Consider the following 12,858-nt stretch of genomic DNA (forward strand, 5'->3'; position numbering starts at 1 on the left):
AAAAAGTTCAGGGCTCCCCTGTTTATTCTTGCACTAAAGGCTATAAACTAAAGTCGGTAAATTAACCTTTTATTTTAGCCATTTTATACAAATAAACTGGTGATTTATAGAAGTCATCAAGCCGTATTATTTTTTCAGGCTGGCATGATGGCAAGGCAAAATTATTGCTGATCAAAAAGTCAACCTTGGGTTGTTTGGTCAGTAGTTTATGCTTGATTTTGTGCATTGCTTGCGGATATAAATAACAAACGATGACTGCTGCTGCGGGTAAGTTTACCTGATAAAAATTTTGCCGATACAAGGTGAGATTATTTAAACGCCCTATTTTTTTAAGTAATCTTGAGCTAAGCCACGGCAGTAAAGACAATTCATAGCCAATAACTTGCCTTTGGGGATTACGCTTGGCCATAGGTATCACAAAGTTGCCCCAACCACTGCCAAAATCAACAATAGGGCCAGTACCCGTTTCATCCGCTAATGCTAGCATGGCTTTATAGGCCTTCTTTGAGCTTGGCATCGGGGATATACCTAACTTTATGGTGCTGTATATCAACGACATGGCAATAAACGCCATAGTGATTAACAGTAAAACATCAAATATTATCAAGGGTTAATTCCACGACGGGCAGGTATCACTATTTTTAGTCATACGTTAACCATGATTTTTTGCTTATGCAATGCCTTTTGCTGTTTTTACTTGGCTAATCATGGCGATAATGTTAAATAACCTTGCCAAGTAAATAAACACGATTAAAGCTGCTCAGAGCAGATTTACTTTAATCTTGAGCCAATAAGCCAAGCTAATCGTTTGGATTTAAAAGAAAATTAATACCAACGTGATTGAATTCACTCCTGATAAAAGCTGGTGTGGCCAGCAATACTTTACAAAAAATGAACTGTTTCATAAAGTATTGGCATTCAAAAGCTATTTACTGACTTTCATTCACTGTACAATAGTGTTTTGCACAGTATGGTTATACTGATTTTGGCACTTATACTGTTAACGACAGTATTTTATCGCTTGTAAAGTGAACGCCATGAATAAATTCAGATAATCCGGTAAGAGATAAAGCACTTGAGCTGTCGATAAATGAATTGCCTATTAAGGCACTTTTAATGCCTATCGGTGTTGTTTTATGAGTATTAGAGCCTATTACTTTATAAAATGCCTGAAAAGCGCTAAAGTTTCATTATTGGGATTATAAATCAATGCATATGGCAGGTTTTTAGTTGTTTACAGAACTCTTATTCAAATATCAGGTTAAATAACTTAATGAAATCTTATGAAAATATTGCCGAATTAATTGAAAACTTAACGTTAGAAGTTAAAGCAATTAACGATGAAATTGCTACCCTGCAGGCAGAGCCTCAGAGCTTTAATGAACAAATTATTTTTCAATATATTGCGACAGCTAGTACCGGAAAAACAAAAGATTTTGTGCGTTCGTTAGGCGTAAAGTCTGAGCGTGGTTCGCTATTTTCTTCGGGTGATGTCAGCAAGTTAATAAAAGCCGGTAGCGATGATATTTCATCTGAGTTACTTGCTATAGCGCGAAAGGTCGCTAACACTAAAAATAAAAATGGTAAGCTACGTTAAAACGTAAACTGTTTTTTGCTAAAATAGCGCAAATAATTTTAAGTTCTGATTTGTAATGGTGATAGCAAGTCAGAATTATATTTTTCACCGAAGACAAAGAGAATAATATGAGCAAAGGTATAGTTAAGTGGTTTAATGCAGATAAAGGTTTCGGCTTTATTACTCCAGAAGATGGCAGCAAAGATTTATTTGTTCATCATTCAGAGATCCAATCTGGTGGTGAATACGCAACATTGGCCGACGGCCAAGCTGTTGAGTTTGAAGTTGGCCAAGGTCAAAAAGGTCCATGTGCTAATAAAGTAGTTGCTGTTTAAGCGCTAGCACATAAGTAACCTGAGCTAAGGATAAGCCAATGGCCTGATCTCGATATAACGTCGTTATTAGGCATAAAGTTAATTCATATATTTAATTTTTAAGTACTATGAAACACTTATCCAGCGTAAGGTTAAATAAGCGAGTGCGTAATACGTACTCGCTTATTTATATTTATTAAGAGAAAACCTGGCTTCTATTACCCTTTCATTTCCACTTTTCCTTGTACTTCCCCTGTTACCTTCGCCCGTTACTGACAAGATAAGCATAATGCCTTTTTATCTGCTACTTGTGACTTTAAGCTATTACTCAGTATATTGAGCTCAAAAGTGGCAAATAAGCGACTGTTGTTCATTTGCCTACATAACAATAAACAACAGAGCGCCATATTGTGCTTATTGTTTTATATTTTTTCGCATACTGCTATCAAGTGCTTGTTTTACAATCGGATGAACAAACTCGCTGACATCACCATTGTGCAACGCCACTTCCTTAACTAACGTTGAAGATATAAAAGAATTTTTTTCGGCCGGTGTTAAAAATACCGACTCTAAATCTGGGGCTAAACGTCGATTCATATTGGCTAACTGAAATTCGTAGTCAAAATCAGAAACCGCACGTAAACCACGAATTAACACCTTTGCTTGATGCTCTTTAGCAAAATTTATCAATAAACCACTAAAGCCGGCGATGGTAACGTTCGGTAAATGTTTGGTGACGGCTTCAAGTAAAGCAACCCGTTCGGCTAAATCAAAATGTGGCTGTTTACTCGGGCTAGCGGCAATACCAACAACAACCTCACTGAATAAGTGGCTTGCTCTTTCTATTAAATCGGTGTGACCGTTGGTGACAGGATCAAAGGTACCTGGATAAATCGCTTTAACTGACATAATTTTAGCTATTTTCAAATGAGTAAAAATCTATTGTAATTGTTGAGGCCGCTAATTTCAAAGCAATCAAATAATTTAAACACCGCCCTATTGTTTCAGCTTAGCTAACATGGCCGTCATTTGATCATTAATCATATTTAACGCTTTGTAAGGGCGGATCATTACTTTGAATTCAGTAATTTTTCCTTGCTCATTCCATGTGATCATATCAATACCATTGATGTCGATACCCTGTATGTTTAACGAAAACTCTAATACGGCTGAATTAGCGCCTAAAAACTCTCGATCGTAATTGAATGTACCATTTAGAAATGTATGAAAGGCCGCCGTTAAGTACATGCTGACCATTTTTTTTCCTTGAATAGGTGTATGGATAACAGGTGAAAATAGGGTGACGTCGTCAGCAAGCAAAGTAGAAACCTGATCAATGGCTTTATTTTTTATCAGGGTGTGCCAATTATTAAGCATTTTTATTATTCCTTTTGTTTGGTTTTTGTTCACTGTAAACTAAGATGCAACCAAATCTAACAGGTGTCAATATTAAGCTTACTTAAAGTATTTACTCGAAATGCTTTAATTATCGCTGATTTTGATAGTATGATGGAAAAATATCTAACAACCAATACAAGAAGTAGTGTCCATGAAAACTCGGGATAAAATAATTCAAGCCAGCATTGTCTTATTTAATGAACAAGGTGAGCGTAATGTTACCACCAATCACATTGCCGCTGATCTTGGTATTAGCCCTGGTAATCTGTATTACCACTTTCGCAATAAAGAAGACATTATACTTTCGATCTATGAAGAGTATGCGCGCAACCTTTTAATAGAAACCATGCCGGAAGTGAACCCTGATGTAAAACCACTTGATGCCATTATTTTGTATATGGATGTGGTGTTTCTGGCGATGATGAAGTTTCGTTTCTTTTATAGTAATTTACCGGTACTGCTAGCAAAAAATCCTTTATTGCACGATAAATATGTTGAAGTACAAGGCTTTATTGCACAACGCGTAAGTGAATTGTTACTGTCGCTGCGTAACGCAAACATGATGGATTTTTTAGATGAAGACCTACCTGATATTGTCAGTATTTTACGTTTAGTAAACACTTTTTGGCTCAGTTTTTATCAAACACAAAATAATGATAACGAAATTAACGACGCAGTGTTCTATCAAGGGGTATTGAAAATATTAGTCATAATTCAGCCTTACATTAGCGATGAAGCTAAGGATGAATTTTTAGAAGCTCGTGCTATGTACCGTCAACGTTGCCAAAATAGCTTAGAGGTCGCTTAACTACTGCTTAGAGCTCACTTAACTACTGTATAAGTAATGCATAAGCATTGAATGACACTGAAAGTACTTACTCAAAGTACTTTCAGTTAGTAATAACTCAAACTACCAGCACACCTCGGCTATCGCCATAGCTTAACTTCTAAGACTGGTAGCCGTTTAATAACGCTTGCCAATTTTTTTCACACCATTGAAAATTCGTTATCTTGTTATTTTCTTTGCGAAACGATCTCAGTAGTCTAGCCATATTTTCTGCTGGCCATTTAGTCTGCTGCTTGCGCTGTTCACCTTGGTCAAAATCGATTAACCAAACCTGATCATTGTCATCAACTAAAATGTTATGAGCATTTAAATCGTGATGATAAATACCTTGCTGATGAAAAGCCTTTATTACCTTGCCTATTTGTTGCCAAAGCAAGTCATTGATTGCATGCTTACTGAGCAAGCCGACCAAATCACTGGCATTTTCAATCCGTGATGACAATAAATCAGCGCGATAAAACAAGCCATTTTTAATCACCCGAAAAGCAATAGGTTTTGGCGCAGGTAAGCCTAATGCCCGCATGGATTTGAGCAAAGTAAACTCGCGAGCCGCACGCGTATTTGCCATGCCGGTATATAAATATTGATCCTTAATTACTTTGCCAATTAAACCGCCACGATAGTAATGACGCAACACCCAGTTTTGCACCGTGCCCATAGCGTTTTCAGTGGCAATAAACCAAGTAGTGCCACGACCTTGAGCACTGCCCACGACACTATTTTTTGCTTGCCAATAATCACTATTAAGCATTTCAGGTATAAAAGTGCTAACTTCATCACTGTCGTATCGACAATAAACATGGCCTTGCTGAAAAATTTTTTCAAGACAAGGTTTTACAATTGCGGGCTGGTTCAAGATAATAGGCCTATATTATATTTCTGCTCCTATTGTGGTGAATCCTTTATGCTGGGTCAATTATCTGCTCCGAAAAATTTATGTTTATTGCGATTATCTGCCATTGGTGACGTATGTCATGCGGTGGCTATGGTACAAAATATTCAGCGACAATGGCCAGAAACCCAAATCACTTGGGTCATAGGCAAGATTGAAGCGAGCTTATTACAAGATATGGTTGGCGTTGAGTTTATTATTTTTGATAAACGTGCCGGCCTAAAAGGCTATCGCGACTTAAGGCAAACCCTTAAAGGCCATAAATTTGATGTTTTGTTGCATATGCAAGTTGCACTGCGCGCTAGTATTGCCAGCCTATGTATTTCAGCCAAGGTCAAAATTGGCTTTGATCGCCAACGCGCAAAAGAAGGTCAATGGCTATTCACCAATAAAAAAATAGCGCCGCAAAATCAGCCTCATGTGCTAGACGGTTTTATGGGCTTTGCCAAAGCCCTAGGTTTGGAAGTTACTGCCCCCTTATGGCAAATGCCGTTAACAGATGACATTCAGTTATGGGCCAGTGAAAAGCTCAGTGCCGCGAATACTGCCGGCAAACCCATTGCCGTGATTTGCCCTGCCGCCAGTAAAGCCGAACGTAATTGGCATACTGAAGGCTACTCGCAAATAGCGGAGCATTTAAGCCTTTGTGGTTTTAAAGTGGTGATATGTGGCGGCCCAACCACAATGGAAAAATTACTTGCCGAGGCGATCATTAGTCGCAGTAACTTTAGCCAGGGTGAAAATGAAATACAGAATTTGGTCGGTCAAACTAGCTTAAAACAGTTGTTAGCGGTATTAAAAGTTGCTCACCTTGTGGTGGCACCCGATACTGGCCCGGCTCATATGGCGGTGACGGTTGAAACACCGGTGGTAGGTTTATATGCTCACAGTAATCCCAAACGCACAGGTCCTTACTTGTATCCACAGTATGTTGTCAGTGCTTATGCTGCAGCAATAAAGTTACAATATAAACAAAGCGTTGAAGAAATACCTTGGGGTACCCGTGCTAAAGGTAAAGATTTAATGATGCAAATCAGCATTACTCAAGTAAAGAAAACCATTGATCGCCTTATGCATGATAACTATCCAGAGTTGCTCTAAGCCAGCATTTAGGTCTAGCTATGAAAAAATATGTTACCGGCTTTTTGTTCTCTCAAGACGCGAGTCATCTGGTGTTAATCCAGAAAAAAAATCCGCCATGGCAGTGTGGTTTATTTAATGGTGTTGGCGGAAAAATTGAAGCTAATGAGTTATCAGTTGATGCCATGGTCAGAGAATTTATTGAGGAAACTGGCGTTACAACCCACAAAGCCGATTGGACCTGTTATGCAAAAATATACCGGCCCCATTGTTATGATGTCGATGTTTATTTTGCACATTCTGATCTGGCTTTTAGTGCTAAAACCATTGAGCAAGAGCCCGTACATATTATTAAACTCACTGAATTGCCAAGCAATATTATTCCAAATTTACAGTGGTTAATTCCGTTAGCTTTAGATAAACAAGCAGATTTTTCAATACCTGTGTTATTACAGGAAGTAGCACAAGCGCGGACTAAAGCATAATGATTAATCAGTCCGGCTAGCCTGTTAGTCACCATGCTAAACCTATAACTAATAACCAAAAACTAATAACCAAGCACCAATAAAAACAAGAATATAGAGATGAAAAGTAGAAAACTACACAAGATCATTGGCCTGACTTTAGTGTTACCTATGTTGGGTTGGACACTGACCGGATTAGTATTTTTTATTAAACCTGGCTATCAGGGCGCTTATGAACAATTATCAGTAAAACATCACCCTTTGAGTCAAGGGTTGAACGTTACTCCAAAGAAAAACTGGCAGGAAGTAAGGTTAGTTAACACCATTTTAGGGGCTCATCTGTTGGTCAAATCTAGCCATAAAGTTGAGCATTTGGACCCAGTATCACTACTCGATAAACCAGCGCCAACAAACTTACAGTTTAAAGCCCTGTTAAATGATGCCTTTAGCGACAATCAGGCGCGTTATGGCGACATTGTACGTGTTGATGGTTTATCAGCACAAACCAGCACAGGCGTGAAGGTAACGCTTGATTGGCATAGCCTGACATTAAGCCAAACGGGGCAAGACACCGAATTAATTAACTTACTGTACCAAGTACATTATTTGCAGTGGACACCGTTCAAGGGCATCAATCAAGTGTTAGGTATATTTGGCCTACTCTTGTTGATTTCGCTCACTGTTTTAGGGGTTAGGCTTTATATTAAGCCACGCTCTTAATCTTAGCCTTAACGCTGAAGCTACTAAGATTAACTCAAGCATTTATGATGTTAATAAGGTTTGCAGTGCAATTAAAGACTGCGCCGTTGCGCCTTGATTTGCCTGCACGACTTTATAGCTATTTCGGCCCAGTGTTTGTGCGCTCGTTTCGTCAACCAGCAAGCGCATAACTTCTTGCGCTAACGCTTGCGCCATCGCTTTATTTTCATTAAGTTGCACTATGCCCTGTGCTGAAATTAGTTGCGCTAAAATCTCTTTAAAGTTACTCATATTTGGGCCAACAATGACTGGCTTTTGAAATAATGCCGGCTCTAATGGGTTATGACCGCCTATATCACTAAAGCTGCCCCCCATGGTCACTACGTTAGCTAGTGCGCATGCGGCCAGTAGTTCACCTAAGGTATCAATAACCCATACATGAGTATTGAGTGTTACCAGCTTTTTTTGGCTGCGCCTGAGCACTTGATTACCGGCGTCTGCTGCGAGTTTAACGACTTGTTCAAAGCGCTCAGGGTGTCGCGGCACAATAATCAGTAAGGCGTTACTGTCGTGCTGCTTTACTTGCTCAAAGGCCTTTAATGCCAGTATTTCGTCACCAGGATGTGTGCTGGCTATTAACCAAATTTTACGCTTATCTACCAATAAAGTGCTTAACGCTTGTTGTTTAGTTGCTACATCATGATTTAACGAGATATCAAATTTTAAGTTACCTGATAACGCGCACCTTGCCGTGTTTGCCCCCATTGCCAAATAGTTATCTTGGTTGACTTGGCTTTGGGTTAATATTTTGTCAAAACAGCGAATAGTTGGGGTGATCAACCAAGCGATTTTTTTATAGCTGCGCATGGATTTGTCGGATAATCGGCCGTTGACTAACATCAGTTTGATATCATGACTTGCGCACTGAGTGATTAAATTTGGCCATAATTCAGTTTCCATAAAAATCATCGCTTTAGGCTTTAAGCGTTTTAAAAATAAAGCGGTAGAAAAAATATTGTCTAGCGGCAAATAACAATGCTGCACTTTATTAGCAAATAGTTTTTGCACTTGTGCTGAGCCTGTGGGGGTAAAAGTAGTGACTGTGATGGGTACTTGAGGATAGTTGCTCAGCAGTTGGGAGATAAAAGGTTGCAAGGCGATAACCTCACCCACACTGGCAGCATGAACAATAATGCCGTTGGGCTGAAAATTTTTTGCCAGCATACCCAAACGTTCAGGTAAGCGTTGTCGATAAGCTTGATGACTTAGCGAGCGCAACAATAATACCAGCAAAAGTAGTGGTGTTAAGATAAGAAATAATAATCGGTATAAAACTAAAGCGAGAGTAAAACGCACTTAACTAGCTCAAAAATCTAAAAATCAATGTTGAACAGTATACCTAGCGACTGCTGAACTTTCACTTTAATCTCAGGTATGGGCTGATATTAATCTCGTGTATAAGCAGATATTAACGTTTAAAAATTGTATCAAGAATAATGGATGAATTAGTTCTGGCTACGCCTTCAAGTGAACAAACCATGTTGAGTACTTCATTTAGCTTCTCTAAGGTACTCGCTTGTATTGACACTAATAAATCGTATTCACCACTAATAGAATATATATGACTGATTTGGTGAACTTTTCGCAAGGCTAAGCAGATAGTTTTTCGCAAATTTGGGTTTACTTTTAATGACACATTAGAGGTAATTAATTGGCTGGTATATTTACGGCCTAAAACGACGCTATAGGCTTCGATAACATGATTATTTTCAAGCTTATTCAGTCGGTTTTGTATCGCCGTTCTTGAAACACCGGTTGCTCTGGCTATGTCAGACACACTGGCTCGGGCGTTGAGCCGTAATATTGACAGTAGTTCTTCATCTTTTTCAGTTAACAATGGGCATTCCTAAAATGGCAAAAAGCAAGAAAACAGCCATAATATTACACTTTGACATAGTTATATGTCAATTTGACTATAAAAAAAGACAAATTATTAAGTAATGTCACTTTTTTATATTATGGTCTGGGCGGATAATAACGTCATTGAAAGACTTTTATTTTTTAAGGAATTAATGTGACCGATTCTGCTAGCACCAACAATTTTTATGCCCATTTAACCACGCAAATAAACCAAGTGAAAGAAGACGGTTTATATAAAGCTGAACGAGTAATAACGACGGCGCAACAACCACAAATGGCGGTTAACACCGGCGAAGCTGTCGTGAACTTTTGTGCTAACAACTATTTAGGCTTAGCTAATCACCCCGCATTAATTGCCGCCGCTAAACAAGGTTTAGATGAACACGGTTTTGGTATGGCTTCAGTGCGTTTTATTTGTGGCACACAAGACATTCATAAAACCTTAGAGCAAAAATTAAGTACCTTTTTAGGTATGGAAGATACTATTTTGTATTCTTCATGTTTTGACGCTAACGCCGGTTTGTTTGAAACCTTGTTAGGGCCTGAAGATGCGATTATTAGTGATTCACTTAACCATGCCTCGATTATTGACGGTGTACGTTTATGTAAAGCAAAACGCTTTCGTTATGCCAATAATGACGCCGCTGAACTTGAAGCGCGTTTAATTGAGGCTGATGCAGCCGGCGCCCGCTTTAAGCTAATTGCTACCGACGGGGTATTTTCGATGGACGGCGTTATTGCTAATCTTAAAGCGGTTTGTGATTTAGCTGACAAATACAACGCCATGGTTATGGTTGATGACTCACATGCAGTGGGTTTTGTTGGTGAACAAGGCCGTGGCAGCCATGAATACTGCGATGTTATGGGTCGTGTTGATATTATTACCGGTACTTTAGGTAAAGCCATGGGTGGCGCATCAGGTGGCTACACTGCGGCGAAAAAAGAAGTGGTTGAATGGTTACGTCAACGTTCACGCCCTTACTTATTTTCTAACTCATTAGCCCCTGCGATTGTTAATGCCTCAATTACTGTGATTGATTTATTAGCCGAAGGTGGCGAATTACGCAAAACATTAAAAGACAACGCCGCCTATTTTAGAAGCCAAATGGAAGCCGCCGGTTTTACCTGTGCCGGTGCTGATCACGCTATTATTCCGGTTATGCTGGGTGATGCCAAAGTAGCTAGCGCTATGGCTGATCGATTATTAGCTGAAGGCATTTATGTCATTGGCTTCTCGTTCCCTGTCGTCCCTAAAGGCCAAGCGCGTATTCGTACACAAATTTCTGCGGCTCATACCAGAGCTGAATTAGATAAAGCCATTGAAGCCTTTGTGCGCATTGGTAAAGAAATGCAAGTGATTGAGGGTTAAACATGAAGTCATTAGCGAAATTAAAATCTGAACCTGGTATTTGGATGACAGAGTCTCCTATGCCAGAAGTGGGCCATAACGATCTGCTGATCAAAATTAAAAAAACCGCAATTTGCGGTACCGACATTCATATTTATAACTGGGATGAATGGGCACAAAAAACGATTCCTGTCCCTATGGTGGTTGGCCATGAATATGCCGGTGAAGTGGTTGGCATGGGTCAAGAAGTACGTGGCTTTGCCGTCGGTGACCGCGTTTCTGGTGAAGGCCATATCACTTGTGGTCATTGTCGCAACTGCCGCGCAGGTCGCACACACTTATGTCGCAATACTGTGGGTGTCGGCGTCAATCGTTCAGGTTCTTTTGCTGAATACTTAGTGCTGCCCGCCTTTAACGCCTTTAAATTACCTGATGAAATTTCAGATGACTTAGCGGCTATTTTTGACCCCTTTGGTAATGCGGTTCATACCGCACTGTCGTTTGATTTAGTGGGTGAAGATGTTTTAATCACAGGTGCTGGCCCAATTGGTATTATGGCAGCAGCGGTGGCAAAGCATGTTGGTGCACGTCATGTAGTGATCACAGACGTGAATGAATACCGTTTAGACTTAGCGCGTAAAATGGGCGCTTCTCGTGCGGTTAATGTCACTAAAGAAAAGCTGACTGATGTGATGAACGATTTAGGCATGACTGAAGGCTTTGACGTGGGTATGGAAATGTCAGGGGTACCTATGGCGTTCATCGATATGTTAGACAACATGAATAATGGTGGTAAAATTGCTATGTTAGGTATTCCTGGACAGGATATGGCGATTGACTGGAGTCAGGTTATTTTTAAAGGCTTAACCATCAAAGGCATTTATGGTCGTGAGATGTTTGAAACTTGGTATAAAATGGCCAGTTTAATTCAATCAGGCCTAGATTTATCACCAATGATCACTCATCACTTTAATATTGATGATTTTCAGCAAGGTTTTGATATCATGCGTTCAGGGCAATCGGGAAAAGTAATTTTAAACTGGGAAAAATAATGGCAAGTAGCGAAGAAGTTTTTAAACATATGCAAATCAGTGAACTGCATCAAACGTTAGCAAGTGATACGCATGTGGTGGTCGATATTCGTGATCACGCTTCGTTTCAATCTGGGCATATCCCTAATGCTATACATTTAAGTAATGACAGTTTAGCTGAATTTTTGCGTACCGCTGATTTTGACGCCCCTGTAGTGGTGTGTTGTTATCACGGTATTTCAAGCCAACAAGCGGCGCAGTTTCTGATCAGCCAAGACTTTACCGAGGTTTATTCTTTGGATGGCGGTTTTACTGATTGGCAGTTGCAACATCCGGATGCTGTTGCTCGCTAATGTTGCAACAAGAACTACGGCCACTGGTAAAAGTCACCCAACACAATATTGCCTTACTGTTTTGCAACTACCTGAACACAGTTGATGTTCAGGCGCAGGTGCAAAATGAAGAGGCAGATTTTGTTATCTATTGCCAAGCTGATAAATATGATTTTGCTCAACAAGAGTTTGAGCAATTTATCGCTGAGCCTTACCAGGCTAAATATCAGCAAGCCGCTTGGCAAAATAGTAATGTGACAAAGGTTAACTCCAGTTCTCCAGCTTTATTGAGCAGTTTTAAAACTCAGTTTTTTGCTCATGCGGGTATAGTCACCTCAGTGGTTTTCAGCTTATGTTGGTTGGTTTTTCTTGCCAGTAATTTTGGCTGGGGCAATACAATATTTCATTATTTACAATTCTACCCACAACTAAGCTTTGATGCGGTATTACAAGCACCTCATCGATTAATTGGCCCCGCTTTTTTTCACTTCTCATGGTTGCATCTTATTTTTAATACTATGTGGTGGTGGCAATTGGGTGGTTCGGTTGAGCAAGTGATGGGAAAAGCTAGCTTAGTCAAGTTATTGATTATTTCTGCACTGGTGTCTAATGTAGGGCAATTTTTTGTTGATGGCCCCAACTTTGGTGGTTTATCGGGCGTAGTATATGCATTGGTTGGCTATGTATGGTGGCTGGGTTGGTTGCAGCCAGAAAAAGGTCTATCACTGCCTAAAGCCATTATTGGCTTTATGCTGTTTTGGTTATTATTAGGTTATACCAGCTTAATGCCGATTAATGTCGCGAACACCGCACATTTATTAGGTTTGCTCAGTGGTTGTCTACTGGCTTATCTTCACGTTTTACAAGATAAAAAACACACTAGCTGATATGAATAATACCTGCTGCATTCATTAGTTGATTGGCTTTATATAGGAAAAATCGCGAAAGGTAAGGTAT

At 39.6% G+C, this 12,858-nt stretch carries 16 protein-coding genes; 10 read left to right on the forward strand and 6 right to left on the reverse strand.

Features of this window, described 5'->3' with window-relative positions:
* Positions 1 to 61 precede the first annotated feature (61 nt).
* A complete protein-coding gene (locus H4J61_RS05855) occupies positions 62 to 607 on the reverse strand; it encodes a class I SAM-dependent methyltransferase (RefSeq protein WP_259363134.1) in 546 nt (181 codons plus the stop codon).
* Between the two features lie 666 nt (positions 608 to 1,273).
* Between H4J61_RS05855 and H4J61_RS05860 the strand changes: the two genes are divergently transcribed.
* The gene (locus H4J61_RS05860; protein WP_182135769.1) at positions 1,274 to 1,597 is read left to right on the forward strand and encodes a hypothetical protein; all 324 of its coding nucleotides are present in this window, start codon (positions 1,274 to 1,276) and stop codon (positions 1,595 to 1,597) included.
* A gap of 107 nt (positions 1,598 to 1,704) precedes the next feature.
* Positions 1,705 to 1,911 (forward strand): cold-shock protein, encoded by a 207-nt coding sequence (locus H4J61_RS05865; RefSeq protein ID WP_081150364.1) that lies wholly within the window; start codon positions 1,705 to 1,707, stop codon positions 1,909 to 1,911.
* Between the two features lie 393 nt (positions 1,912 to 2,304).
* On the opposite strand, the gene coaD is transcribed toward H4J61_RS05865, so the two are convergent.
* The gene (gene coaD / locus H4J61_RS05870) at positions 2,305 to 2,799 is read right to left on the reverse strand and encodes a pantetheine-phosphate adenylyltransferase (RefSeq protein ID WP_182135770.1); all 495 of its coding nucleotides are present in this window, start codon (positions 2,797 to 2,799) and stop codon (positions 2,305 to 2,307) included.
* Between the two features lie 87 nt (positions 2,800 to 2,886).
* Entirely contained in the window at positions 2,887 to 3,267 is a 381-nt protein-coding gene (locus H4J61_RS05875; protein WP_182184332.1) for a nuclear transport factor 2 family protein, read from the reverse strand.
* Positions 3,268 to 3,439: 172 nt separating this feature from the next.
* Between H4J61_RS05875 and H4J61_RS05880 the strand changes: the two genes are divergently transcribed.
* On the forward strand, positions 3,440 to 4,096 hold the full coding sequence (locus H4J61_RS05880) for a TetR/AcrR family transcriptional regulator (RefSeq protein ID WP_182184333.1): 657 nt from the start codon (positions 3,440 to 3,442) through the stop codon (positions 4,094 to 4,096).
* Between the two features lie 139 nt (positions 4,097 to 4,235).
* Here H4J61_RS05880 and H4J61_RS05885 read toward each other — a convergent pair whose 3' ends face one another.
* On the reverse strand, positions 4,236 to 4,991 hold the full coding sequence (locus tag H4J61_RS05885; protein ID WP_220461197.1) for a 3-deoxy-D-manno-octulosonic acid kinase: 756 nt from the start codon (positions 4,989 to 4,991) through the stop codon (positions 4,236 to 4,238).
* A gap of 48 nt (positions 4,992 to 5,039) precedes the next feature.
* Here H4J61_RS05885 and H4J61_RS05890 point away from each other — a divergent pair, with 48 nt between their 5' ends.
* From H4J61_RS05890 to H4J61_RS05900, 3 genes are all read left to right on the forward strand, one after another.
* Positions 5,040 to 6,128: a glycosyltransferase family 9 protein gene (locus H4J61_RS05890; RefSeq protein ID WP_182184334.1), complete on the forward strand. Its 1,089-nt coding sequence runs from the start codon at positions 5,040 to 5,042 to the stop codon at positions 6,126 to 6,128.
* A 20-nt stretch (positions 6,129 to 6,148) separates the two neighbouring features.
* Complete coding sequence (locus H4J61_RS05895; RefSeq protein WP_182184335.1) at positions 6,149 to 6,592, forward strand: NUDIX domain-containing protein; 444 nt, start codon at positions 6,149 to 6,151, stop codon at positions 6,590 to 6,592.
* A gap of 93 nt (positions 6,593 to 6,685) precedes the next feature.
* Positions 6,686 to 7,291: a PepSY domain-containing protein gene (locus H4J61_RS05900; RefSeq protein ID WP_310650037.1), complete on the forward strand. Its 606-nt coding sequence runs from the start codon at positions 6,686 to 6,688 to the stop codon at positions 7,289 to 7,291.
* Between the two features lie 42 nt (positions 7,292 to 7,333).
* Here the strand turns inward: H4J61_RS05900 and waaA are convergent, their stop codons facing one another.
* Positions 7,334 to 8,626: a lipid IV(A) 3-deoxy-D-manno-octulosonic acid transferase gene (waaA, locus tag H4J61_RS05905; protein WP_182184337.1), complete on the reverse strand. Its 1,293-nt coding sequence runs from the start codon at positions 8,624 to 8,626 to the stop codon at positions 7,334 to 7,336.
* A 112-nt stretch (positions 8,627 to 8,738) separates the two neighbouring features.
* Positions 8,739 to 9,167, reverse strand: a complete 429-nt coding sequence (locus H4J61_RS05910) for an Lrp/AsnC family transcriptional regulator (RefSeq protein WP_182184338.1) — start codon at positions 9,165 to 9,167, stop codon at positions 8,739 to 8,741.
* 177 nt (positions 9,168 to 9,344) lie between these two features.
* Between H4J61_RS05910 and H4J61_RS05915 the strand changes: the two genes are divergently transcribed.
* From H4J61_RS05915 to glpG, 4 genes are read left to right on the forward strand one after another with little or no spacing between them, the layout of a single operon-like run.
* Complete coding sequence (locus H4J61_RS05915) at positions 9,345 to 10,559, forward strand: glycine C-acetyltransferase (RefSeq protein ID WP_182135778.1); 1,215 nt, start codon at positions 9,345 to 9,347, stop codon at positions 10,557 to 10,559.
* Between the two features lie 2 nt (positions 10,560 to 10,561).
* On the forward strand, positions 10,562 to 11,590 hold the full coding sequence (tdh, locus tag H4J61_RS05920; RefSeq protein ID WP_182135779.1) for an L-threonine 3-dehydrogenase: 1,029 nt from the start codon (positions 10,562 to 10,564) through the stop codon (positions 11,588 to 11,590).
* The gene (gene glpE, locus H4J61_RS05925; protein ID WP_182135780.1) at positions 11,590 to 11,922 is read left to right on the forward strand and encodes a thiosulfate sulfurtransferase GlpE; all 333 of its coding nucleotides are present in this window, start codon (positions 11,590 to 11,592) and stop codon (positions 11,920 to 11,922) included. The genes tdh and glpE overlap by 1 nt, the downstream gene beginning before the upstream one ends.
* Positions 11,886 to 12,788: a rhomboid family intramembrane serine protease GlpG gene (gene glpG, locus H4J61_RS05930; RefSeq protein WP_259363136.1), complete on the forward strand. Its 903-nt coding sequence runs from the start codon at positions 11,886 to 11,888 to the stop codon at positions 12,786 to 12,788. Before glpE ends, glpG begins: the two co-directional genes overlap by 37 nt.
* Positions 12,789 to 12,858 lie beyond the last annotated feature (70 nt).

Origin of the sequence: Colwellia sp. MB3u-4, from assembly GCF_014077065.1 — a bacterium.
Classification (GTDB): domain Bacteria; phylum Pseudomonadota; class Gammaproteobacteria; order Enterobacterales; family Alteromonadaceae; genus Cognaticolwellia.